Origin of the sequence: Streptomyces sp. NPDC001822 (genome assembly GCF_042892135.1) — a bacterium.
Classification (GTDB): Bacteria; Actinomycetota; Actinomycetes; order Streptomycetales; family Streptomycetaceae; genus Streptomyces.
Genome location: NZ_JBIATW010000001.1, coordinates 503,348 through 524,814, shown reverse-complemented (window position 1 = coordinate 524,814; position 21,467 = coordinate 503,348). Strand labels below are relative to the sequence as shown.

19 protein-coding genes and 1 pseudogene are annotated in these 21,467 nt (G+C 70.7%); 8 read left to right on the top strand and 12 right to left on the bottom strand.

Features of this window, described 5'->3' with window-relative positions; translation table 11 throughout:
- Positions 1 to 112: 112 nt before the first annotated feature.
- Positions 113 to 1,465 carry a radical SAM protein gene (locus ACFYY2_RS02470; RefSeq protein WP_388735902.1) on the bottom strand — a complete coding sequence of 451 codons (1,353 nt, stop codon included), beginning with the start codon at positions 1,463 to 1,465 and terminating at the stop codon, positions 113 to 115.
- Positions 1,466 to 1,604: 139 nt separating this feature from the next.
- Between ACFYY2_RS02470 and ACFYY2_RS02465 the strand changes: the two genes are divergently transcribed.
- On the top strand, positions 1,605 to 2,138 hold the full coding sequence (locus ACFYY2_RS02465; RefSeq protein ID WP_388735899.1) for an SRPBCC family protein: 534 nt from the start codon (positions 1,605 to 1,607) through the stop codon (positions 2,136 to 2,138).
- Entirely contained in the window at positions 2,131 to 2,670 is a 540-nt protein-coding gene (locus ACFYY2_RS02460) for a GNAT family N-acetyltransferase (protein ID WP_388735897.1), read from the top strand. Before ACFYY2_RS02465 ends, ACFYY2_RS02460 begins: the two co-directional genes overlap by 8 nt.
- 46 nt (positions 2,671 to 2,716) lie before the next feature.
- Here ACFYY2_RS02460 and ACFYY2_RS02455 read toward each other — a convergent pair.
- Positions 2,717 to 2,848: pseudogene (locus ACFYY2_RS02455) on the bottom strand (pentapeptide repeat-containing protein); the annotation flags it as partial.
- 189 nt (positions 2,849 to 3,037) lie between these two features.
- Between ACFYY2_RS02455 and ACFYY2_RS02450 the strand changes: the two are divergent.
- Together ACFYY2_RS02450 and ACFYY2_RS02445 are read left to right on the top strand one after the other, a co-directional pair.
- Positions 3,038 to 3,514, top strand: coding sequence for a hypothetical protein (locus ACFYY2_RS02450; RefSeq protein ID WP_388735894.1), 477 nt, complete (start codon positions 3,038 to 3,040; stop codon positions 3,512 to 3,514).
- A gap of 85 nt (positions 3,515 to 3,599) precedes the next feature.
- On the top strand, positions 3,600 to 3,827 hold the full coding sequence (locus ACFYY2_RS02445; protein ID WP_388735891.1) for a hypothetical protein: 228 nt from the start codon (positions 3,600 to 3,602) through the stop codon (positions 3,825 to 3,827).
- Between the two features lie 114 nt (positions 3,828 to 3,941).
- On the opposite strand, the gene ACFYY2_RS02440 is transcribed toward ACFYY2_RS02445, so the two are convergent.
- Entirely contained in the window at positions 3,942 to 4,700 is a 759-nt protein-coding gene (locus ACFYY2_RS02440) for an ArsR/SmtB family transcription factor (RefSeq protein ID WP_388735888.1), read from the bottom strand.
- A gap of 211 nt (positions 4,701 to 4,911) precedes the next feature.
- Here ACFYY2_RS02440 and rhaI point away from each other — a divergent pair, with 211 nt between their 5' ends.
- The 3 genes from rhaI to ACFYY2_RS02425 all read left to right on the top strand — a co-directional run bounded on the left by rhaI (position 4,912) and on the right by ACFYY2_RS02425 (position 9,743).
- A complete protein-coding gene (rhaI, locus tag ACFYY2_RS02435) occupies positions 4,912 to 6,078 on the top strand; it encodes an L-rhamnose isomerase (protein ID WP_388735885.1) in 1,167 nt (388 codons plus the stop codon).
- Between the two features lie 56 nt (positions 6,079 to 6,134).
- Positions 6,135 to 8,180 (top strand): bifunctional aldolase/short-chain dehydrogenase, encoded by a 2,046-nt coding sequence (locus tag ACFYY2_RS02430; RefSeq protein WP_388735882.1) that lies wholly within the window; start codon positions 6,135 to 6,137, stop codon positions 8,178 to 8,180.
- A gap of 81 nt (positions 8,181 to 8,261) precedes the next feature.
- On the top strand, positions 8,262 to 9,743 hold the full coding sequence (locus ACFYY2_RS02425; RefSeq protein WP_388735880.1) for a rhamnulokinase family protein: 1,482 nt from the start codon (positions 8,262 to 8,264) through the stop codon (positions 9,741 to 9,743).
- Positions 9,744 to 10,001: 258 nt separating this feature from the next.
- Here ACFYY2_RS02425 and ACFYY2_RS02420 read toward each other — a convergent pair whose 3' ends face one another.
- Positions 10,002 to 11,060: an enoyl-CoA hydratase/isomerase family protein gene (locus ACFYY2_RS02420; RefSeq protein WP_388735877.1), complete on the bottom strand. Its 1,059-nt coding sequence runs from the start codon at positions 11,058 to 11,060 to the stop codon at positions 10,002 to 10,004.
- Positions 11,061 to 11,238: 178 nt separating this feature from the next.
- Here ACFYY2_RS02420 and ACFYY2_RS02415 point away from each other — a divergent pair, with 178 nt between their 5' ends.
- On the top strand, positions 11,239 to 13,335 hold the full coding sequence (locus ACFYY2_RS02415; RefSeq protein ID WP_388735875.1) for a SpoIIE family protein phosphatase: 2,097 nt from the start codon (positions 11,239 to 11,241) through the stop codon (positions 13,333 to 13,335).
- A gap of 193 nt (positions 13,336 to 13,528) precedes the next feature.
- Here ACFYY2_RS02415 and ACFYY2_RS02410 read toward each other — a convergent pair whose 3' ends face one another.
- From ACFYY2_RS02410 to ACFYY2_RS02375, 8 genes are all read right to left on the bottom strand, one after another.
- Positions 13,529 to 14,173: an LAETG motif-containing sortase-dependent surface protein gene (locus tag ACFYY2_RS02410; protein WP_388735872.1), complete on the bottom strand. Its 645-nt coding sequence runs from the start codon at positions 14,171 to 14,173 to the stop codon at positions 13,529 to 13,531.
- Between the two features lie 382 nt (positions 14,174 to 14,555).
- Positions 14,556 to 15,056: a GNAT family N-acetyltransferase gene (locus ACFYY2_RS02405; protein ID WP_388735869.1), complete on the bottom strand. Its 501-nt coding sequence runs from the start codon at positions 15,054 to 15,056 to the stop codon at positions 14,556 to 14,558.
- A 49-nt stretch (positions 15,057 to 15,105) separates the two neighbouring features.
- Positions 15,106 to 16,200, bottom strand: coding sequence for a DUF6397 family protein (locus ACFYY2_RS02400; RefSeq protein ID WP_388735866.1), 1,095 nt, complete (start codon positions 16,198 to 16,200; stop codon positions 15,106 to 15,108).
- 262 nt (positions 16,201 to 16,462) lie between these two features.
- A complete protein-coding gene (locus ACFYY2_RS02395) occupies positions 16,463 to 16,873 on the bottom strand; it encodes a roadblock/LC7 domain-containing protein (RefSeq protein WP_388736814.1) in 411 nt (136 codons plus the stop codon).
- A gap of 181 nt (positions 16,874 to 17,054) precedes the next feature.
- Complete coding sequence (locus ACFYY2_RS02390) at positions 17,055 to 17,690, bottom strand: ATP/GTP-binding protein (RefSeq protein ID WP_388735863.1); 636 nt, start codon at positions 17,688 to 17,690, stop codon at positions 17,055 to 17,057.
- Positions 17,691 to 17,863: 173 nt separating this feature from the next.
- A complete protein-coding gene (locus tag ACFYY2_RS02385; RefSeq protein WP_388736812.1) occupies positions 17,864 to 18,256 on the bottom strand; it encodes a DUF742 domain-containing protein in 393 nt (130 codons plus the stop codon).
- A 168-nt stretch (positions 18,257 to 18,424) separates the two neighbouring features.
- Complete coding sequence (locus ACFYY2_RS02380) at positions 18,425 to 18,862, bottom strand: roadblock/LC7 domain-containing protein (RefSeq protein ID WP_388735860.1); 438 nt, start codon at positions 18,860 to 18,862, stop codon at positions 18,425 to 18,427.
- Complete coding sequence (locus tag ACFYY2_RS02375) at positions 18,859 to 21,402, bottom strand: nitrate- and nitrite sensing domain-containing protein (RefSeq protein ID WP_388735857.1); 2,544 nt, start codon at positions 21,400 to 21,402, stop codon at positions 18,859 to 18,861. The genes ACFYY2_RS02380 and ACFYY2_RS02375 overlap by 4 nt, the downstream gene beginning before the upstream one ends.
- Positions 21,403 to 21,467 lie beyond the last annotated feature (65 nt).

Sequence of the window (21,467 nt, the reverse complement as noted above, 5' to 3'; positions counted from 1 at the left end):
TTCGCCCGCGCTCCGGAGGCCGGGCCGGTGAACGCCCGCCCGACAGACCCGACAGGACCCGACAGGACCCGACAGGACCTACAGGACGGCCTTCAGGCGGCGTCGCGCGGCCTCAGTCCCGGGGAGGGAGGCTGTCCATGAACGAGCTCACCGAGAACACGGCACGGCCCGCGCCCGCCGGGCCGTAGCCGGGTGGTGAGGACAGGCCGTACTCCTCCATGGTCGAGCGGTACGCGTCGAGCAACCTGATGTGGTATTCGAGGGGCGCACCGTCGGGATTCGTCTTCCCGAGGGGTGTGGTGGGTTCCGGGCACCAAGTGGTGAAGCGCGGCGTGATCCCGTGCGACATGAAGAAGCGGAGGCCCTCGGTGGTCGACGCGATGGCTTCGTCGACGGTGGAGAAGCCGAAGGGCGCCGCCATCTCCACCCCGGCGACGAAGTTGGGAATCACGTTTCGGGCGCCGAAGACGTCCGCGGAGTCGAGGATGCGACGGTGCCACTCGTCGCGGCCGACGTAGCGCTCCTTGCCCGGGCAGTAGAGCTCGAACAGACGGCGGTCCCACACCTCGTAGTTGGGGTGGTAGATCTGCACGCCGTGGTCGTGGAAGCGCTGGACGTCGTCCTTGGGGAGCGCCTGGGCGACGACCTTGCCGATCCAGCGCCCGGGGAAGCGCTCCTCGATGGCCCGGGCGTACTGGCCGTAGAAGTCGGCCTCGTCCTTGCCCTGGAGGCGGGAGGTGATGGCTCCACCGGTGAGCGTGTAGGCGGTGGTCGTCCGCGCGGTGTCGTGACGGTCGATGATGTCCAGCGCCTCCAGTACCTCCTCCACGTCCTTCACTCCGGTGTAGGGGCGGCCCGCCGCCTTCTGCTGGCGCCAGTTGTGGTTGATGTCGCAGTACTGGCACTCCTCCTTGGCGCCGAAGTACTGGCAGACGCGGAAGACGGTGAGGTAGACCAGGTAGCCCCACTGGATGGTGGGCGCCACCTCCATCACGGACTTGCCGTTGGAGAGGGTGTGCCGGTAGTAGTCGGGCATGGGGGGCAGACCCACGTCCGAGATGCGGGCTCCGTCGAGGTAGAGCCCGAGGACGCCGTCGGGCCCGGCCGCCACACGGTAGGGCGAGGCGGGATTGACGCGCACCGACACCACGGTGCGGCGCAGGTCGTACGGCCCGCCGGTGAGCACGATCTCCTCGGGTGGCCGCCGAAGGGCGGCGGCTCCGAGCTCGGGCAGGGTGCCGTGGTCGAAGGAGAAGATGAAGTACGACTTCGGCTTCACGTCCCCGTGCTCGTTGTCGCTGAGCGCGGATTCGTCGAACGCCATGCCGCCGCGCAACAGGTCCTCCTTGATGACGGCTTCTCTCGGCACGTGGGGGAACCGCTGCATGAGCCGTTCCACCAGGCGTGTCCGCTCGCCCGTGACGGCGGCGGGGCGGATGGGGCCGAGATCGGCGGTGCTTGGCATGTACGGGCTCCTCGGGTCTGGTGTCATGAACACTGCTGCGTGTAGGCCACACTGTCCAACGAACCAGCACCGCAAGGCGTTCGCAGACCATCCGTCCGGCCTCCTTCGGGTCCTGCCGGCCGAGGACAGGAGTGTCACCATGCCCCGCACCATGTCCGTGTCGGACAGCATCCTGATCCGGGCCGAGCCCTCCGTCGTGTACGAACAGCTCAGTGATCCCACCGCGATGGGCCGCTGGAGTCCCGAGAACAGGGGTGCACGGGTGCTCGGCGAGGACCGGGGCACGTACGTCGGGATGGTCTTCGAGGGCCGGAACAAGCGCGGTTCCCTCCGCTGGACCACCCGGTGCACGGTCACCGCCGCCGACCCCGGCAGGCGGTTCGCCTTCCGCGTGCACGCCATCGGGGCACGGCGCCCGCGCCTCCGCGCTCCCATCGCGCTGTGGGAGTACCGCTTCGAGGCGGTGGACGGTGCCACACGGGTCACGGAGACGTGGACGGACAACCGGCGCGCGTGGCCGGACTTCCTCGCCGACGCGTTCGACCGGGTCGCGACGCGAGGCCATACGTTCGCCGAGTTCCAGCGTGGAAACATCCGTACGACGCTGAACCGCCTGAAGGCCGTCCTGGAGCAGGACGCCGGACTCGCTCCGGAGGACTCGCGCCGTGGCTGAGACCTGGGTCGGTCTGGAACTGGACGTACGCCACTTCGACGTGGACCGCTGGGCGCCGTACACCGACCGCTGCCGGTCGGCCGGCCTGATGCCGACGACGTACGCGGAACTCGGTGACACCCCCTCGAATCGTCGTCGGCTGTACGAGCTCAACAGGGACTGCGCCGCCGACATCCCGGGCCGGGGACTCTTTTACACGTACGAGGAGTACGTACGGGAGCGCGTCGACGTACCCTCGTTCGACCCTCGCGGAGTCGTGCTGGCCGTGGCGGGTGACGGCGCCTGGGCGGGCATGGCCGCCACCTCGGACCGGCGGGCGTCGGGATGGGTGTTCAACGAGATGACCGGGGTGCGGCGGGAGTACCGGCGCGCGGGCGTCGCCGTCGCCATGAAGGTGCACGGAATCGGCTTCGCCGAAGTGTGCGGCGTACACCGCGTGCGCACCGTGCACCACGCCGCCAACACGAGGGCCATCGCCATGAACCGGATGCTGGGTTACGTCGATGTCGATGCCGGGGAGTCCACTGTCTGACCCTGTGCGCGTTCCTGTGCGCGCCGTGCGTATCCCGTTGTCCTTGTCAGTCGCCCGTGCTCGCTGAGGACCTGCCCGGTGCGCGGGGCAGCCTGGTGGCCTCCTCCCCCTTCGCCGCGTTCACCTGGACCTGGGTCAGGAAGGCAAGACCCGTCAGATCCGCTCCGGACAGGTCGGCGGCCGCACGTCAAGGCTGGGAGCGGCGGACACCGCCGCGCGGAAGGCGGTCGTCCTCTGGTCGAAACGTCTCGGCAGGCCGCCGAGGCGGTGCGGTGCGGTGTGCTGTGCTGTGCTGCGGACGGGAGACCGATGTCAGTGGGCGGGCGCACACTTGGCCCCGGAGGTCGCACCGGCGAGAGGACGGGACATGGGCGGGGCGCGGGAGCGGGTCTTCGAGCCCGCGACGGGAGACGGCCCGGCGGCGGACCTCGGGGACACGCGCGCCGGGGAGGTGCGGACGGCCTACGAGGGGATGCTCCAGATCAGGCGTCTGACCGGCAGTGGACGCGCGGACCCCGAGGGCGTACCGGCCCCCTGGGAGCTTCACCGGCCGATGCGCGCCGTGGCGTTGGCGCTGGAAGCCGCCGGAATAGCGCCGTCCGCGGTCCGGCCGTCAGGCGAGCGAACGGCGACGGGCTATCGCGTGTGCGAGAGCGAGCAACCCGGCTCCGTGCGAGTGGAGTGGGTGGGGCCACCGAGAAGCGGGGCGGCGCACGACGAGGCGGAGGCGCTGGCCGGCTGCGCCGAGGTGCTGCGGCGGCTCGGCTGGACGGCCCTGCTCTACCGGGGGCCACGCAGACGGCGGTTCCTCGAAGTCGAACCGCCGCCCGCCACCCGCTCGTGAGCGGCGCGTCCGGCCGGCGCAGTTCCGTTGTCAGACCCATGGGGGATGCTTGACGGTCCGACACCTCTGACCGGGAGATGCTGAGATGCACGAGACAGAGATGGCCGCTGCCCAGGCCTACATCCGTTTACTGGCTGCCACCCGCGCCGCGCTCGCCGACCCGGCCGACGGTCCGCTCTACATGCCACTGCTCGCCTCGCCGATACAGGAGGCGGACGAGGCCCTGCGCAGCGCGGGCCTCACGGGCAACGAGGACAGGCTGTTCGCTCTCGTCCGGAAGCTCCAGCCGAGCCTGACCGGTTCAGATCACTGACCGGTTCGGATCACTGGCCGGCCCCGGCGACGGCCCCGCTCCCGGCCGGGAGCGGGGCCGGGTGCGAGCCCGTGCGCGTCTCTGTCAGCCGGCGTACATGAGGGGCGCGCGTCCCTATTGGCCGGTGTACATGAGGGAGCCGGGCGTGGTGAGCCGTTCACCGGTCTCCAGCCAGGTCTTCAGGCCGGAGAGGATCATCGGCCAACCGCCGTACAGCTCGTCGTTGGCGCCCTCACGCAGTTCGTCGTGCGTGACGGTGAGACGGCAGGAGTCGCCGACGGGCTCGATCTCCCAGGTGATGCGGGTGGGGCCCTCGCTCCTCACGTCGTCGCTCCAGAGCGCGACCATGCTCTGGACGAGCCTGCGCGGCGGGTCGACCTCCAGATTCCGCCCTTCTCCGAGCGGTCCGGGCGCTCCCGGCGCGCCCATCTCGAAGGCCGACCCATCGGTCCAGTCCGAGGTGATCCGCGCCCCGAAGTTGTACTGGCTTCTGATGTCGGGGTCGGTGATCGCCTCCCAGAGGCGTTCGGGCGTCGTGCGGATGTAGATCTCGAAGACCTTCTCCATGGGATTCTCCAGTCGACTCTTGAGATCGCTGAGCCCGGCGGCCCAGGGCTCCGCGTACTTGCTCACCCACCGGTCGTGGACGAGCCGGATGGGCACCGGGTTGAGGAAGTGGAGCTTCTCCCGGCCCCGCCTTCGCGTGACGACCAGCCCAGCCGCCTCCAGCAGCCTGAGGTGCTTCATGACGGCGAATCGCGTGATCTCGAAGCGGGCCTCCAGCGCACCCAGTGTCTGCCCGTCCTCGCGGAACAGCTCGTCGAGCAGTCCGCGCCGCGTGGGATCCGCCAGAGCCTTGAACACCGTGTCCATATGTCAAAAATATGTGACCTTTTGGTCACCTGTCAATCAGAGCAGGCCCTTGGGACCCATGGGCGAGGCTCGGTGAATTGATTCAAATCAGGAAGAAACTTGCTCAGCAGCTTGACTAGCAGCGAGGCCCAAATTTAGCGTACGTTGCGGATGAAACGATTCACATCCCGATCCTGCGCGGTCGCCGGATGACTCTGCTTACGAGGTGTTCATGTCTGATGTGTCGGCCGTCAAGGCAGCTCTGAAGTCTCAGGTCATCGAGACGCCGTCCTGGGGTTACGGCAACTCCGGTACGCGCTTCAAGGTCTTCGCCCAGCCGGGAGTCCCCCGCGACCCGTACGAGAAGCTCGCGGACGCGGCGCAGGTGCACACGTACACCGGGGTGGCCCCGAAGGTGTCGCTGCACATTCCGTGGGACAGGGTCGAGGACTACGCGGCGCTGACGCGGTACGCCGACGAGCTGGGGCTGCGCATCGGCGCGATCAACTCCAACGTCTTCCAGGACGACGACTTCAAGCTGGGCTCGGTCACCCACCCCGATGCGAAGGTCCGGCGCAAGGCGACCGACCACCTGCTCGAGTGCGTGGACATCATGGACGCCACCGGCTCGCCCGACCTCAAGCTGTGGTTCTCGGACGGCACCAACTATCCGGGCCAGGACGACATCGTGGGCCGCCAGGACCGGCTGGCCGAAGCGCTGGCCGAGGTCTACGCACGTCTCGGCGCCGACCAGCGGATGCTGTTGGAGTACAAGCTCTTCGAACCCGCCTTCTACACGACCGACGTCCCGGACTGGGGCACCTCGTACGCGCACTGCCTGAAGCTGGGGCCGAAGGCCCAGGTGGTCGTGGACACCGGACACCACGCGCCCGGCACCAACATCGAGTTCATCGTCGCCTTCCTCCTGCGGGAGGGAAAGCTCGGCGCCTTCGACTTCAACTCCCGCTTCTACGCCGACGACGACCTCATGGCCGGTGCCGCGGATCCCTTCCAGCTGTTCCGGATCATGCACGAGGTGGTCAAGAACGGCGGCCTCCGGCCCGAGACCAACGTCAACTTCATGCTCGACCAGTGCCACAACATCGAGGCCAAGATCCCCGCGGTCATCCGCTCGGTCACCAACGTGCAGGAGGCGACCGCGAAGGCCCTGCTGATCGATGCCGAGGCGCTCGCCGACGCACAGCGATCCGGCGATGTGCTTGCCTCCAACGGTGTGCTGATGGACGCCTTCAACACGGACGTGCGTCCGCTGCTCGCCGACGTACGCGAGGAACTCGGCCTGGCACGTGACCCGTTCGCCGCCTACATCGCCTCCGGCAACCAGGAGCGCATCGCCGCCGACCGTGTCGGGGGCCGCCAGGCCGGCTGGGGTGCCTGAGTCCCGCCCCCGCCCTCCCGCACCCGCCGCCCGTACCGTCTCCCGAAGGAAACCTCATGACGTCCGCGACGCACTCCGAAGTCGCCGCGCTCCTGGAGCGCGCCCACCGGATCGGCTCCGATCCCCGCAACACCAACTACGCCGGTGGCAATGCCTCGGCCAAGGCGACGGAGGCCGACCCCGTCACCGGCGGCGAGGCCGAGCTCCTCTGGGTCAAGGGATCGGGCGGTGACCTGGGAACGCTGACCGAATCCGGGCTCGCCGTGCTCCGGCTCGACCGGGTACGGGCGCTCAAAGCCGTGTACCCCGGGGTAGAGCGCGAGGACGAGATGGTCCGGGCGTTCGACTACTGCCTGCACGGGAAGGGCGGCGCCGCTCCGTCCATCGACACCGCGATGCACGCGCTGGTCGATGCCGCCCACGTCGACCACCTGCACCCGGACTCCGGCATCGCCCTGGCGTGCGCCGCCGACGGCGAGAAGCTGACGGCCGACTGCTTCGGAGACAAGGTGGCCTGGGTGGGGTGGCGCCGGCCCGGCTTCCAGCTCGGTCTCGACATCGCCGCGGTCAAGGAGGCCAACCCGCAGGCGGTGGGAGTCGTCCTGGGCGGCCACGGCATCACCGCCTGGGGCGACACCTCGCAGGAGTGCGAGCGCAACGCGCTCTGGATGATCCGCACGGCGGAGACGTTCCTGGAGGAGCACGGCAGAACCGAGCCGTTCGGTCCGGTCCTGGAGGGACGGGAAGCCCTGGACGAGCAGGCCCGCCGGGAGCGCGCCGCCGCGCTCGCCCCGGTGATCCGGGGCCTGGCCTCCACGGACCGCGCACAGGTGGGGCACTTCACCGACGCGCCACCGCTGCTGGACTTCCTGTCACGCGCGGAGCACCCGAGGCTGGCCGCCCTCGGCACCTCCTGCCCGGACCACTTCCTCCGCACGAAGGTGCGCCCACTCGTCCTCGACCTGCCTGCGGATGCCCCTCTGGAGGAGGCGGTGGCCCGGCTGGAGGTGCTCCACGAGGAGTACCGGGAGGCCTACAGGGCCTACTACGAGCGGCACGCCACGCCGGACTCCCCCGCCATGCGCGGAGCGGACCCGGCCATCGTGCTGGTGCCCGGTGTCGGCATGTTCTCGTACGGAAAGGACAAGCAGACGGCCCGCGTCGCCGGGGAGTTCTACCTCAACGCCGTCAACGTGATGCGGGGCGCCGAGTCCGTCTCCGCCTACGCGCCCATCGAGGAGTCCGAGAAGTTCCGCATCGAGTACTGGGAGCTGGAGGAGGCGAAGCTCCGCCGGATGCCGAAGCCGAAGGCCCTGGCCACGCGGGTCGCGCTCGTCACTGGCGCCGGATCGGGCATCGGCAAGGCCATCGCTCACCGGCTGGTCGTGGAAGGCGCCTGCGTCGTCGTGGCGGACCTGAACGGCGAGAACGCCGCAGCTGTGGCCGAGGAGCTCGGAGGCGCGGACAGGGCCGTCGCCGTGACGGTCGACGTCACCGCCGAGGAGCAGATCGCCGATGCCTTCAAGGCCGCGGTCCTCGCGTTCGGCGGGGTCGACCTGGTCGTCAACAACGCCGGGATCTCCATCTCCAAGCCGCTCCTGGAGACCACGGCCCGGGACTGGGACCTGCAGCACGACATCATGGCGCGGGGTTCGTTCCTGGTCTCACGCGAGGCCGCGCGGATCATGACGGCGCAAGGGCTCGGGGGCGACATCGTCTACATCGCTTCCAAGAACGCCGTGTTCGCCGGCCCGAACAACATCGCCTACTCGGCCACGAAGGCGGACCAGGCACACCAGGTCCGCCTGCTGGCCGCCGAGCTGGGCGAGCACGGCATCCGGGTCAACGGTGTGAATCCGGACGGCGTGGTGCGTGGGTCCGGCATCTTCGCGGCGGGCTGGGGGGCACAGCGCGCGGCGACCTACGGCATCGAGGAGGAGAAGCTGGGTGAGTTCTACGCCCAGCGCACGATCCTCAAGCGCGAGGTGTTGCCCGAGCACGTCGCCAACGCGGTCTTCGCGCTGACGGGTGGGGAGCTCACCCACACCACCGGCCTCCATGTTCCCGTCGACGCCGGAGTGGCAGCGGCGTTCCTGCGCTGAACCGGTGTCACCCTGCCGCGCTCCGACGCCTGTTCGACGGCGTCCGGAGCGCGGCGTCCGTTCGGATCGGATGAGAGTTCCATGTCTGCGACTTCACGACACGACCCGGTCTTCGCCGCGGTGGACCTGGGGGCCACCAGCGGCCGGGTGATCACCGGCAGGGTCGGAGCCGACGAGCTGGTGCTGACCGAGGCACATCGCTTCGCCAACACCCCCGTGCGGCTTCCCGACGGACTCCGCTGGGACGTACTCGCCCTGTACCAGGGCGTGCTGGAGGGGTTGCGGGCCGCGGCGCGCACGGGCCCCGTGGCCTCGGTGGGCATCGACACCTGGGCGGTCGACTACGGCCTTCTGGATTCCGACGGGGCACTCCTCGGAGTCCCGTTCCACTACCGCGACGACCGCAACACGCCCGCCGCCGAGCAGGTGCTCACGCACATCGGCGCGCAGGAACTGTACGGGATCGGTGGTCTGCAGCACCTGCCGTTCAACACCGTCTTCCAGCTCGCCGCGCACCGGGAGACCGCCCAGTGGGAGGCGGCCAGGACATTGCTCCTGATGCCCGACCTGCTGGTGTACTGGCTGACCGGGACGGTGGGCGCGGAGGTGACCAACGCGTCGACGACCGGTCTGTTCGACGCACGGACCGGGACCTGGTCGGACGCGCTGATCCGGCGGCTCGGCCTGGACCGGTCGCTCTTCCCACCGCTTCGTGAGCCGGGTGAGCGTGCCGGCACCCTGCTGGCCCACGTCGCCGGACTCACCGGGCTTCCGCTCGGCACGCCCGTGACCACGGTCGCCTCCCACGACACCGCGTCGGCGGTCGCCGCGGTCCCGGCCACGGAACCGGGGTTCGCCTACGTCTCGTGCGGTACCTGGTCGTTGGCGGGTCTTGAGCTGGACTCGCCGGTGCTCACCGAGGCGTCGAGGGCGGCGAACTTCACCAACGAGCGCGGGATCGACGGCACGGTGCGCTATCTCCGCAACATCATGGGCATGTGGCTGCTGGAGGAGTGCCGCCGTACGTGGGAACGGGACGGTGCGGCGACATCGCTTTCCGGTCTGCTCGCGGACGCGGCTCGTGCACGGCCGTTCGCAGCGGTGATCGACCCCGACGACGCCGTCTTCCTCGCACCGGGGGACATGCCCTCACGGATCGACGCCGCTCTCACCCGGACGGGACAGGCTCTGCCGGAAGGCCGGGGCGGCTACGTGCGATGCGTGCTGGAGAGTCTGGCGCTGGCCCACCGCAGGACGCTGCGCGAGGCCGCCCGGCTGGCCGGCCGGGACCTGACCCGCATCCATCTGGTCGGGGGCGGCTCACGCAACGAACTGCTGTGTCAGTGGACCGCCGACGCCACCGGGCTGCCGGTCACCGCGGGGCCGGCCGAGGCGACCGCGCTGGGCAACGTGCTGCTCCAGGCACGGGCACACGGACTGGTCGGCGGACCGGCGGACATGCGGCGGCTGGTCGCCCGCACCCAGGAGCTGCGCCACTACGCCCCACAGGGCGACATCGCGGCCTGGGACGGAGCAGCCGACCGGCTGTCCGCGCGCGTGTGAGCCGAGGTCGGTGGTACCGGCGTGAGGCAACGGGTCGGCGGACGCATGTGAGGTGGCGGGTTGGTGGTACGGGTGTGAGGCGGTCGGCCGGTGGCACACGTGACCAGTGCTCAGGGGTCACGTGTGCCACCTCGGCCGCCGTGCACGGCCCGCGCTTCGAAGCACACCGCGCGGCGCACCGTCGCGCAGCGCGCTTCGGACGGTTCGGACGGTTCGGACGGTTCGTACGGTTCGGACGGTTCGGACGGTTCGCCCCGGTCAGGAGACGGAGAGGCCGAGTTCCTGATCACCCAGCGGCTCGAAGTACCGGGCGACGTCGTCCGCCGTGACGCCGGAGAGCGCTGCGGGGTCCCACCGCGGATCACGGTCCTTGTCGACGATCCGGGCGCGTACGCCTTCCACCAGATCAGGACCCGCGAACGCCCGGCAGGAGACGCGGAATTCCTGGTCGAGCACGGCTTCGAGGCTGCTCAGCTCCTTCGCGCGGCGTACGGCGGCCAGGGTCACCTTGAGGGCCGTGGGTGAAACGGTGTGCAGGGTGGCGACGGTCTCCTTGGCCGCGGGCAGCCCGCTGTCCGTCAGCCGGTCGATGATCTCCTCCACGGTGTCCGCCGCGTAGCAGTCGTCGATCCACTCGCGCTGGCCCGCCAGCTCCCCTTCAGGGGCGTCGGTGGCGCACCGGCGCACCGCTTCCGCGACCTCGTCGGGCGTGGTGCACCGCGACAGTGCCTCGGTGAGGCCGGCGAGGCCGTGCGACGGGACGAAGTGGTCGGCGAGCCCGCACAGGACGGCGTCGGCGGCGCCGACGGCGCGCCCGGTCAGCGCCAGGTGCGTACCCAGCTCGCCCGGAGCCCGGGACAGCAGGTAGGTGCCGCCTACATCCGGGACGAACCCGATAGCGGTCTCCGGCATGGCGACCCGCGAACGCTCGGTGACGACGCGTACGCCCCCATGTGCCGACACCCCGACCCCGCCGCCCATCACGATCCCGTCCATGAGGGCGACGTACGGCTTCGGGAACCGGGCGATCCGGGCGTTGAGCCGGTACTCGTCCCGCCAGAAGTCCACGGAGGCGCGACGGCCCGCGCGGGCGTCCTCGTAGATCGACCGGATGTCACCGCCCGCGCAGAGACCCCGGTCGCCGGAACCCCTGATCACGATGGCCACGACGGCTTCGTCACCGGCCGCACCGGTGAGCGCGTCGTCGATGTGGCGCACCATGCTGTGGGTGAGCGCGTTGAGCGCGCGGGGGCGGTTGAGGGTGATGTGCAGTACCCGGCCCTCGGTGTGCAGCAGGACTGGCTCGTCGTCGTTCATGTGTGCGCTCCGGTCAGCCGTGGACGATCTCTGCGTGCCATTCTGCGACGGCCCGTGCACGGCTCACGCGCCGGGTCTCCTGTGAAACCGCTGTGGCACTCACGCAGCGCGGGCTCGACAATTGACTCCTACGGGCCGCGACGTCCGGCAGCCCCGCCGGACAACCTCCGGAGCGCGCATGACCGACTCTTCACGGCGAGCAGACGACTCCGCGTCGCGGCTCCGCTTCGACGGTCGCCACGCCGGCGAGACGGGGACGGAGGAGCGTCTCGCCCTGAACCGTACGGGCAGCTTCGAGTGGGATCTGGACGCCAGGACGCTGGACATCGACGATTCCGGCCTCTTGGTCTTCGGGCTGGACCCCTCGACGTTCGACGCACAGCCGTCGACGGTGATCGATCGGCTGGACGCCACGGAACGTGCCCGGCTCGACCTCACTATCGAGGAGGCCATCTCCGGCGGAAGTGGCTCCTACAGCATCCACTTCCAGGTACCCCTGGAGGACGGGACCCTCCAGTGGACGCATGTGCAGGCGCGGATCCTGCGGGACGAGGACGGCCGGGCGCACCGCGTCATCGGTGTGGTGCGGGACGCCACGGCCGAAGTCACCCAATCGGCCTTCGTGCTGGATCTCGAAAAGCGGCGCAGGCGCCGGACCGACATCGTCGAGAGCACCACGACCGCCCTGTCACGCGCGGTCACGGTCGACGACGTCACCGCCGCGCTCACGGGCCCGGGCGGCCTGGTCGGGATAGGTGCGGACGGGCTGGCTCTGGGGCTGGTGGACGATTCCACGCTCCGGATCATCGCGCTGAGCGGGGACTCGGTCGAGGTCCTGGAGGGGCTGGGCTCCGGGCAGCTGGACGCCGCACTCCCCCTGGGCGACACGATCCTCAGCGGACGCCCACGGTTCATCACCTCGCTCGCTTCGCTGATCCAGCGCTATCCGGTGCTCCAGCCGCACATCGGTGAGCTGAACTTCCGCGCCGCGGCCTACCTCCCCCTGGTCGCCCAGGCCCGCCCCCTGGGCGGCCTCGCCTTGTTCTACCGTGACCGCACGGTGTTCAGCCAGGACGAACGCATCCTCTGCCTGGGCCTCGCCGCCATCGTCGCCCAGTCATTGCAGCGGGCCATACTCTTCGACGAGGAGCGCGAATTCGCCACAGGGCTCCAGTCGGCCATGCTTCCGCGCCGCATCCAGGAGATCGAGGGCGGGGAGATCGCGGTCCGCTACCACGCGGCGTGGAGCGGACGTGAGGTCGGAGGCGACTGGTACGACGTGATCACCCTCCCCAAGAACCGCTATGGGGTCGTGGTGGGCGACGTCCAGGGTCACGACACGCACGCCGCCGCGATCATGGGCCAGCTGCGCATCGCACTGCGCGCGTACGCCGCCGAGGGGCATCCTCCGGCGACCGTCCTGGCCAGGGCCTCGCGGTTCCTGTCCGAGCTGGACACCGACCGGTTCGCCACCTGCACCTACGCCCAGGTGGACCTCGCGACGGGCGCGGTGCGCGTGGCCCGCGCGGGGCATTTCGGACCACTGATCAGACACACCGACGGAAGGGTGGGGATCCCACAGGTACGCGGGGGGCTGCCGCTGGGCATCTCGTCGGAGTTCTGGGACGAGGAGTTCCCCGAGACCCGCCTCGACCTGGTGCCGGGCGAGACCTTCGTCCTCTACACGGACGGGCTCGTGGAGGAACCGGGCGCCGATGTCGATGCGGGGGTAGCGGCACTGATCCATGAGGTGAGCGAAGGGCCCGACGGTGCCGAAGCCCTGGCCGACCATCTGTCCGACCGGCTGTGGGAACGCTGGGGCTCCGGGGACGACGTGGCTCTTCTGGTCCTGAGGCGCAGCCCCGACCTGGGGTCCCCACGTGCTCCGAGGCTGCATCAGTACATCCACCAGGCCGATCCCGAAGGGCTCTCGGAGGCCCGGTCCATCGTGCGCCAGGCACTGGCGGACTGGGGGCTCGCCTCGCTCGCGGACGACGCGGTACTGGTCACCGGCGAGTTGCTGGTCAACGTCCTGCTTCACACGGAGGGCGGGGCGGTGCTGACGCTGGAGGTACTGCCCGAACCGGTGCGGCGCATCAGGCTCTCGGTGCAGGACCGCTCAAGCGTCTGGCCGCGGCGCCGCGCGCCCGGGGAGACGTCGACGACCGGGCGCGGTCTGCTGCTGCTCGACGCGGTGGCCGAACGCTGGGGCATCGAGCCGCGCGGGGAGGGCAAGGCCGTCTGGTGCGAGATCGGCCGGCCACCCGAACCCTGACCCTGGCCCACCCGCCCTGGACCACCCGCGGCAAAACGCGGAACGGGCGGAACGCGACGGGGGCGGAACGCGACGGGGGCGGAACGCGACGGGGGCGGAACGCGACGGGGGCGCACCGCATCAGGATCGATGCGGTGCGCCCCCGTCCGGCCCCAGGCGTACGACCGCCCTCGGACCGCGGTGCTGGGGTACGTCAGTTCTGCGCGGTGCGGCGCTTGCGGACGGACCACAGGATGCCGCCGCCGGCGAGCAGAACCGCGAGAGCGGCTCCACCGATGACGGGCGTGGCGGACGACGAGCCGGTCTCGGCCAGGTCCGGAGCGGTGCTGCTGGACTCGGACGGCGCGGGCGCGGCCTCAGTGGCGGTCTCGCTCGGCGTGGCGCTCGCCTCGGGCGCCTCGGAGACCGGCGGCTTGGTGGCCGGCGGCTCGGTGGGCGCGGCCTCGGTCGGCGTCGGCGAGGGGGTGGTGCCCTCACAAACGGGGGCCTGCTTCGTCTCGTCGACCGAGAACTTGTCGTTGTCGCCGGCCTTGACGACCAGGCGGACCGTCAGCTCCTTGTCGTGCTCAGGAAGCTGCAGCGGCTTGTCGGTGCTGAAGCTCCGACCGAACTTGGTCGTCGCGAGCAGCTCCTTACCGTCCACCACGGAAACGGTCACCTCGTTGGTGACCTTGTCCGAGTAGGCAGTCAGGTTGAGCGTCACCTCGGAGCAGGTCACGGCCCAGGTGGGGGTGTGAGCTGCGGCCGGTGCGGCGGAGAGAACTCCGCCTGCCAGGCCGACAACCGCAGCGGCCGCGACTACTCCCGCGCCCCGCAACGATCTCCTGGGTATGGTCATGGATTCTTCCTCCATATGAGTTCATCGCTGATTAGCGATGGGCGCACAGTACTGCCCCACGCAACCGTGTGCGCACGCGCCCCATGCATCACCGACTTCTCAACGACACCCAAACCACCGCCACTTGCGACATGCCGGACACAGTGGAATCCGGACGATGCCATTCCGAACAGCACGCCACCACGCGTGGACGGCCCGCGGGCCACCCGCGAAATACGAGGCGAATCAGCACGCCCGGTGATGACCCATCACGGTTCGGGTGTTGATTCGTCGTGTTTCGGCAGGAATTTCGCACCCCAGCGGGAGGTCATCACTCCATGACCCGAAGATGGCTTGAAGCCACCGTGACGACCAGCTCGGAGAAGCACCATCCGGAGGGTTCTCAGAGCGCCTTGTGCATGATGTGCAGTCCCACGTACCCCTTCGCAGGGTGGTTGAATCCTTCGGGGAGGGTTCCGATGACCTCGAAGCCCAGGGAACGGTAAAGCCGTACTGCGTGGACGTTCGTCTCCACCACTGCGTTGAACTGCATCGCCCGGTAGCCCGCCGCCCGTGCCCAGTCCACCGTGTACACGCAGAGCGCACGGCCCACACCCTTGCCGGAGTGCTCGGGGTCGACCATGTAGCTGGCGCTGGCGATGTGTGAGCCGTTGCCCATGTGGTTCCGGTTCATCTTGGCCGTGCCGAGCACCGTCCCGGTGTCGTCGACCGCAACGACCGTACGAGCCGGATCCGCCACGAGCCACCAGCCCCGCGCCTCCTCCTCGGCCTGCTCCTCGGCCAGTTCGAGCGGATAGGTGAAGGTCTCGCCCGCGGCGACGATGTCACGGAAGAACGGCCAGATCAGGGGCCAGTCCTCACCCGTTGCTTCTCTGATCAACATGCGCGCCAAGATGCCCCCACGAACGTCCGGCGCGCAACCCGTTATCGCTCTACCGTGCGGCGCTCCCCCATCCGATCCGGGCGAGGATTCTCCGCCCGCGACCGCGGCTCGGGCGGGGACGACGGCCGGTGCTCACCCCGGTGAGTCGCTTGGCGGCCCCCTGGCGACGGGCACCCCGGCCCGCACCGGCGACGTACGGTCCGAGAGCCGGCCCCGACTCACCCTCTGCTTCCGTCCACGGGGCGGCGCAGGTGTCCGGGAAGAGCTCCAGGTCAGGTGCCGGGACCGGAAGAACGGTCCCATGGTGCGCCTGCGGGTTCGTTCGCCCGGACCCACCGCGCCGCACCTTCAGGTCCGGATGGACGGACCCACTGCGCTGCGCCTGCGGGCCGCGGAGTAAGGCCTGACTGCGGTGGTCGTCCTGCGGTCCCGGGACGTGGCCCGGGCGCGGAGCCGGCCGGAGGTCCCTGGCCCGGTCGAGCTCCAGCGTCAGATTGACTCGTCGCCAGAGGATCTCGTCCGGATCGTCGGCGAGCGTCAAGCGCGCCATGACCTCCCTGCCGGACACGGATCCCGGCCGCCCGAAAGCGGGTGCATGCTGCAAGCGGGCCAGATACGCGCGCTCGTAGGGGTCGTCCACCACCTCGGCGAGCTGCACCGGGTCCAGAGCGGATGCCTCAAGGGCCGCGCGGGCCCAAGGGTCCCGGGTCTGCTTCAGCAGCCGGTCGATCCTGCGAGTGCGCCAGTTGCGCGCACGCCGGTCGGTGCCCGCCTCCAGCATGGTCCGCATCCCTGTCGGGGTCCGCCCCGAGAGGAGCGCCGGCTGCTGTGCGGCGAACGCCAGGAGCTCCTCGACGAGATAGACCCAGACGACCGCGCGATAGCGGTTCAGGTAGAACGCCACGGGCGAGACGCATCCGACGCGCGCCAGCCCGGTGAAACGGACCTGCGTGACGCCGAGCAGCGCGGCGCCTTCTGCCGTGCCCGCCGTCCGCACCTTCTCCCGCAGGGCTGCTGGGAACCCCGGCCGCGCGCGGAGACGCTCGATCTCCTCCACGCCGATCCGTGGTCGCGCGCTCCCGGCGACCGGCCCGGTGGTGATCAGCCCCAGGTGGACGGCGAGATCGAATTCACCGCGCTTCAAAGTCAGTTCCTGAGCCGCCCGTGCCGCCGACACCCATGCCGACGGTGCACCGCCCACGCTGTCCGCGCTGCGGGTGCTGTCCGCACTGCCGGTCCTGCCGGTGCTATCAGCGCTATCAGCGCTATCAGTGCGAGCGTCTCCCGATACGGCCATGACCGTCCTCCCCCGTGAGGTCGAATACTCTGTGTGACCACGCTAGCCGGGAGAGGCAGATCCTGCGCGAGCCTGTGGACAACTCCGGTCCGCCCAAAGAACGCGCAGGTCAGAGGCGGTTCATGCGCTCGGTCTCATGCCGCACCGTCACGCCCAGGTGCTCGCCCACCCGGTTGACCATCAACGTCATCTCATACGCGACCTGACCGACGTCGGCCTCGGCCGCGCTCAGCACGCACAAGCAACTACCGTCCCCCGCCGCCGTCACGAAGAGCATCGCCTCGTCGAACTCCACCATGGTCTGGCGGGCTCTTCCCGCTCCGAAGTGGCGTCCCGATCCTCTTGCCAGACTCTGGAGGCCGGACGAGACCGCCGCCAGATGCTCCGCGTCCTCCCGTGCCAGACTGGTGCTGGCTCCCGTCACCAGGCCGTCGTTCGACAGCACGAGGGCGTGCTCTATGTGCTCCACCCGGCTGGTGAGTTCGTCGAGAAGCCAGTCAAGTCCCCGGTCCAGCGCCATGTGCTCGTCCTCCCCGTTCATCCGGTCCCCGCGTCCTGCGCAAGCCTCGCGCACGGTCTCCGTGCGGGCAAGCGCCCCCGACCCCCAGAGGTGCGGCTTCGCGCCATGGCCGGCGTGCCCGTCTCCGCAGGGGGTGTCCGGCGCGCCACCGGGGTTCCGGCTGCGTGCGCCCGCCCGGGCGTCACTCGGGCCCGGACCCCTGGCCGACCGATTCCAGCAGCCGGGCCGTGTGCACTCGGCCGGCGTACTCGACCATGCGGATCAGCACTTCCTTTCCCGAGGCGCGGTCGCGGGCGTCGCACAGGACCACGGGCGTCCCCCGGTCGAGATCGAGGGCACGTGAGACGTCCTCCTCGCCGTACGTCCGGGCCCCAGGGAAGCAGTTGACGGCCACGACGAACGGGATACGGCGGTGCTCGAAGTAGTCGACGGCTGGGAAGCAGTCCTCAAGCCGCCGCGTGTCGGCGAGCACGACGGCCCCGAGGGCACCCTGCGACAGTTCGTCCCAGAGGAACCAGAACCTGTCCTGGCCGGGAGTGCCGAACAGGTACAGGGACAGGCCGGACCGGATGGTGATCCGTCCGAAGTCCATGGCGACGGTCGTGGTGGTCTTCCGGTCGACCCCGCCCGTGTCGTCCACGGACTGCCCGGCCTCGCTGAGGAGTTCCTCGGTGCGCAGGGGCCGGATCTCGCTGACCGCGCCGACCAGAGTGGTCTTGCCGACGCCGAATCCGCCGGCGACCAATATCTTGAGGGCGAGGGCGGTGGAGTCCCCGGCTTCTTCCCCAACCGTGCTGTCCACGTGCTCGGATGCCATCGATCACTTCTCTCGCGAGTGCCGTCAGTAGGGGCGACAGCATGACGTCCGGGGGCTGTCGCCGATGAAAGTGAGCGGATTCTGACTTATCTGTCCGGATCGCTTGCTCCCCTGTCCGAACCGGGTCGCATACCGTCCGGTGTCTGTGCTGCGGACGACCGCAACAGGCGCGCTCACAAGGCCCTGAGGCCGTCGATCACTTCACGCAGAACGCGCTCGTCGGGCAGCTGTGCGGGCGGCACGGGCCTGCTGACCCGCACGCAGCCGGCTTCGAGCAGATCGCCGAGGAGCACGCGCACCACACCCACGGGAAGGTCGGCCTCGGCGGCGAGTTCCGCCACCGACTGGGTCTCCTCATGGCACAGCACGAGCAGGGCCCTGTGCTCGGGGCCCAGGAGCGAGTCCCCCCGGCCGGGACCCGCACCGTCCGCCACCACGAGGGCTATCAGGTCGAAACGCACCCCGCTCGGTCCCGGCTCGGTCCTTCCTCCGGTGACCGCGTAGGGGCGCACCAGGGGGCCCGCCTCGGCGTCGTACCACTGGCTGCCGGGCGGCGTCCCTGGCACACCGGCGGGCGGGGTGCCCTGTGACCTGGCGGACCAGCCACCGGGCGGAGCGGCAGTCGACGTGCCGGGAGCGCGGCCGCCGCGCGAGGCTCCGTATCCGTCGCCGGGCAGCGCTCCGTAGCCGCCGGCCGGCCCCGGCCCGGTCCCGTCCGTCCGCATCCGGCGGCCTCAGCCCGCGGCCGGCGGGCCGGCAAGCCTCGCCGGGCTGGCGAGGTGCTCGCCCACCCTCTTGACCAGGCGGGCCATCTCGTACGCCACGAGCCCGATGTCCGCGAACGCCGTGCCCAGGACGGTGAGGCACGAACCGTCCCCGGCCGCCACGACGAAGAGGAAGCCCTCGTCCATCTCGACCATGGTCTGGCGGACGCCGCCGGCGCGGAAGTGCCGCCCGGCACCTTTCGCGAGGCTGTGGAATCCGGACGCGACGGCCGCCAGGTGTTCCGCGTCCTCACGGCTCAGATCCTGTGACGCCCCGACCGCCAGACCGTCGCCCGACAGCACGACGGCGTGCCGGATCTCCGCGATCCGCGCGACGAGGTCGTCCAGGAGCCAGTCGAGTTCGCCGGAGCGGCGTGAGGACCTTCCGGGCCTCTCGTTCACGATCATGTCTCGTCTCCTTCTGTGTGCTGCCGGAACGGGGATACGGGCCTGTGGGCCGCGTGGTCCCGGTCGTTGCTCCCGGGTGCGGTCCCGCCCCCGCGGAGCCATCCCTCGCGGTAGGCGGTCATGCGGTCGCGGGCCTGTTCGGGGCTTCGTCCGACCGGGGTCACGGACCCACGGGGCTCGGCCCCGGGCTGCTCGCGCAGTTGGGGTACGAGACTTGCCTGCCGGACGCGCCGCGGGAGTTCACCGTCCTCGTCGACGGGGCGCACCCGTCGGGGCGGCGTGGTCAGAGGGCCGGGGCCGGTCCGCGGCCCGGACGGCGCCCGCGGTTCGAGGGCCGGTACGGCGACGGGGGCCGGGAAGGCGGAGGGGCTCGGCCGGTGCGAGACCGGCCCCCTACGGCCGTCATCGTCCCTCGCCACCGTCGTACTCTCCGCCCCGGCGTCCGCGGAACCCGCCGGCGAGCCCTGCGGGAGCCCGCCCTGGAGCAGTGCGGTCGGCAGAAGCACCACGGCGGTCGTGCCCCCGTACGCGGACGGGCGCAGCTGGACCCTGATGCGGTGACGGGCCGAGAGCCGGCTGACCACGAACAGGCCGAGTCGGTCACTGTCGAAGAGATCGAGCGTCTCGGACTGCTCGATGCGTCGGTTCGCCTCGTCGAGCAGGTCCTCCCCCATGCCGAGTCCGCGGTCCTCGATCTCCAGGGCGTAGCCGTTGCCGACGGGTTCCCCGCTGATCCGGACCTTGGTGTGCGGCGGCGAGAACTGGGCCGCGTTCTCGACGAGTTCGGCGAGCAGGTGGGTGAGGTCGGCCACCGCCGCGCCCTTCACCCCGGCCGCGGGCAGCGAACGTACCTCCACGCGGGCGTAGTCCTCGATCTCCGACACCGCCGCGCGCACCACGTTGGTGAGGGGTACGGGCCTCCGCCAGGCACGCCCGGGAGCGGCGCCGGACAGGATGATCAGGCTCTCCGCGTGCCGCCTCATGCGGGTGGTCAGGTGGTCGAGGCGGAACAGGTCGCCGAGTTCGCCCGGATCGTCCGCACGGCGCTCCATCCCATCGAGGAGGGCGAGTTGGCGGTGGACCAGGACCTGACTGCGGCGGGCCAGGTTGACGAACACCCCCGAGATCCCGCTGGCCAGCTCCGCACGCTCGACGGCCGCGTCGAGCGCGGCACGGTGCACGGTGTCGAGTGCTTCGCCCACCTGCCCGATCTCGTCGTGCGACGGACGGCCCCGGGGTGCCTCGGCCCGCACGTCGATCTCCTCGCCGGCCCGCAGGCGCTGCATGGCCTGGGGCAGCTTGCGCCGGGCGATCTCCAGAGCGCTGTCCCTCAGGCCGACGAGCTCGACGACGAGCGCGCGGCCGATCCGTACGGAGATGACCAGTGAGGCGACGACGGCGAGGAACCCCAGAAGCACGGCCGCCCCCGCCGGGCTCGACAGCGCGCGTGCGAAGGAGCCCGGCCCCTCGGCTGTGCGGCCGCCCGTGCCGGCGCCGATGGCGTGCATGCCCACGCGCACCTCGGCCGCGTCCCGCTCCCAGGCGGCGGCTGGCACCGCCTTCGCCGCGCGGCGGCCCGGAGCCGCGCCCAGCACTGCGTCCTCGGCCGCCGTGATCCGTCGGTAGGCGGCCTGTCCGGAGAGCTCTCGCCAGGCCTTGCGTCCAGCGACGGGCAGGTCGGCACCGGCGGCCTCCGCCAGAGTCCGGCGCGTCGCCACCGCACCGGTGAACAGGCGCAGCTGCTCACCGCCGAGCGTTCCGGTCAGTCCGGCCTGCGCCAGCAGGGCTTCCTCACGGGCGAGCATCTCCTCGCTGCGCGCGAGTTCCAGCAGGACACGGGTCTCCGATCCGAGTTCGGCGTCCTGGATGCCGGTCAGGGCACCGGTGACGCCGAAGCCCGCGGCGATGGTCTCGGTGTAGGGCGTGTAGGCATCGGCGGCACGGGATGTCTTCGGTCCGGTGGGGTCCATGACGCGGTCGCGCACCGTGGTCAGCCGCCGGGCACGGTCCAGGAACGCGGTGAGCCGCGCAGCGGCTCCGGAGGGCAGTACACCGGCGTCGGCCACGGTGTGGCCGTCGCCCAGGCTCAGCTCTCCCAGCGCGGCGTCGGTGCGCTCGGCGCGCTGCTGGAGCGCCGCCGCATGCCCCGTGCCGGGGGCGGTCAGCTGCCGCAGCGCCGCGGTGCGTTCGTCCTGCAGGGCGGCGACGACCCCGGCGACCGGGACGCGCGCGAGGCTGTCCATCCGCTGGATCTCGCGCGCCCGTGCCAGGTCCTGCGCAGTGGTGACGGTGGCGAACCCCCACAGGGCGAGGAGGGACACGACGGGCACCATGAGCAAGGAGATGATCTTGGCTCGAACCGTCCGGGGACGCAGTGAGGCGCGCGCCGCCCCGTGCCGAGTGGCCTCCGGCTGCGGGGCCGCGTGCTCCGTCGGTTCGTCCGCGGGTCGGCCGGCGTGTGCGCGCCTTCCGCGCGGCGGTGTCGCGGGCCGGCCGGTGTCCGGACCCGGCTCCGGGTTCGTCGGGCGGGGTGTGCGCATGGCCTCCTCGTTCCGGGTTGGAGAGGTCGGGGCCCGATCGCCTCGGGCGAACGGTGAGCGGGAAC

Coding starts and splice junctions, on each gene's coding strand:
- ACFYY2_RS02395 (WP_388736814.1), bottom strand. CDS start 16,873: ATGGCGCTGGACCGGGGACTTGACTGGCTTCTCGACGAACTCACCAGC.
- ACFYY2_RS02440 (WP_388735888.1), bottom strand. CDS start 4,700: ATGGACACGGTGTTCAAGGCTCTGGCGGATCCCACGCGGCGCGGACTG.
- ACFYY2_RS02450 (WP_388735894.1), top strand. CDS start 3,038: ATGGGCGGGGCGCGGGAGCGGGTCTTCGAGCCCGCGACGGGAGACGGC.
- ACFYY2_RS02470 (WP_388735902.1), bottom strand. CDS start 1,465: ATGCCAAGCACCGCCGATCTCGGCCCCATCCGCCCCGCCGCCGTCACG.
- rhaI (WP_388735885.1), top strand. CDS start 4,912: ATGTCTGATGTGTCGGCCGTCAAGGCAGCTCTGAAGTCTCAGGTCATC.
- ACFYY2_RS02425 (WP_388735880.1), top strand. CDS start 8,262: ATGTCTGCGACTTCACGACACGACCCGGTCTTCGCCGCGGTGGACCTG.
- ACFYY2_RS02415 (WP_388735875.1), top strand. CDS start 11,239: ATGACCGACTCTTCACGGCGAGCAGACGACTCCGCGTCGCGGCTCCGC.
- ACFYY2_RS02380 (WP_388735860.1), bottom strand. CDS start 18,862: ATGATCGTGAACGAGAGGCCCGGAAGGTCCTCACGCCGCTCCGGCGAA.
- ACFYY2_RS02410 (WP_388735872.1), bottom strand. CDS start 14,173: ATGACCATACCCAGGAGATCGTTGCGGGGCGCGGGAGTAGTCGCGGCC.
- ACFYY2_RS02465 (WP_388735899.1), top strand. CDS start 1,605: ATGCCCCGCACCATGTCCGTGTCGGACAGCATCCTGATCCGGGCCGAG.
- ACFYY2_RS02430 (WP_388735882.1), top strand. CDS start 6,135: ATGACGTCCGCGACGCACTCCGAAGTCGCCGCGCTCCTGGAGCGCGCC.
- ACFYY2_RS02445 (WP_388735891.1), top strand. CDS start 3,600: ATGCACGAGACAGAGATGGCCGCTGCCCAGGCCTACATCCGTTTACTG.
- ACFYY2_RS02390 (WP_388735863.1), bottom strand. CDS start 17,690: ATGGCATCCGAGCACGTGGACAGCACGGTTGGGGAAGAAGCCGGGGAC.
- ACFYY2_RS02420 (WP_388735877.1), bottom strand. CDS start 11,060: ATGAACGACGACGAGCCAGTCCTGCTGCACACCGAGGGCCGGGTACTG.
- ACFYY2_RS02375 (WP_388735857.1), bottom strand. CDS start 21,402: ATGCGCACACCCCGCCCGACGAACCCGGAGCCGGGTCCGGACACCGGC.
- ACFYY2_RS02405 (WP_388735869.1), bottom strand. CDS start 15,056: ATGTTGATCAGAGAAGCAACGGGTGAGGACTGGCCCCTGATCTGGCCG.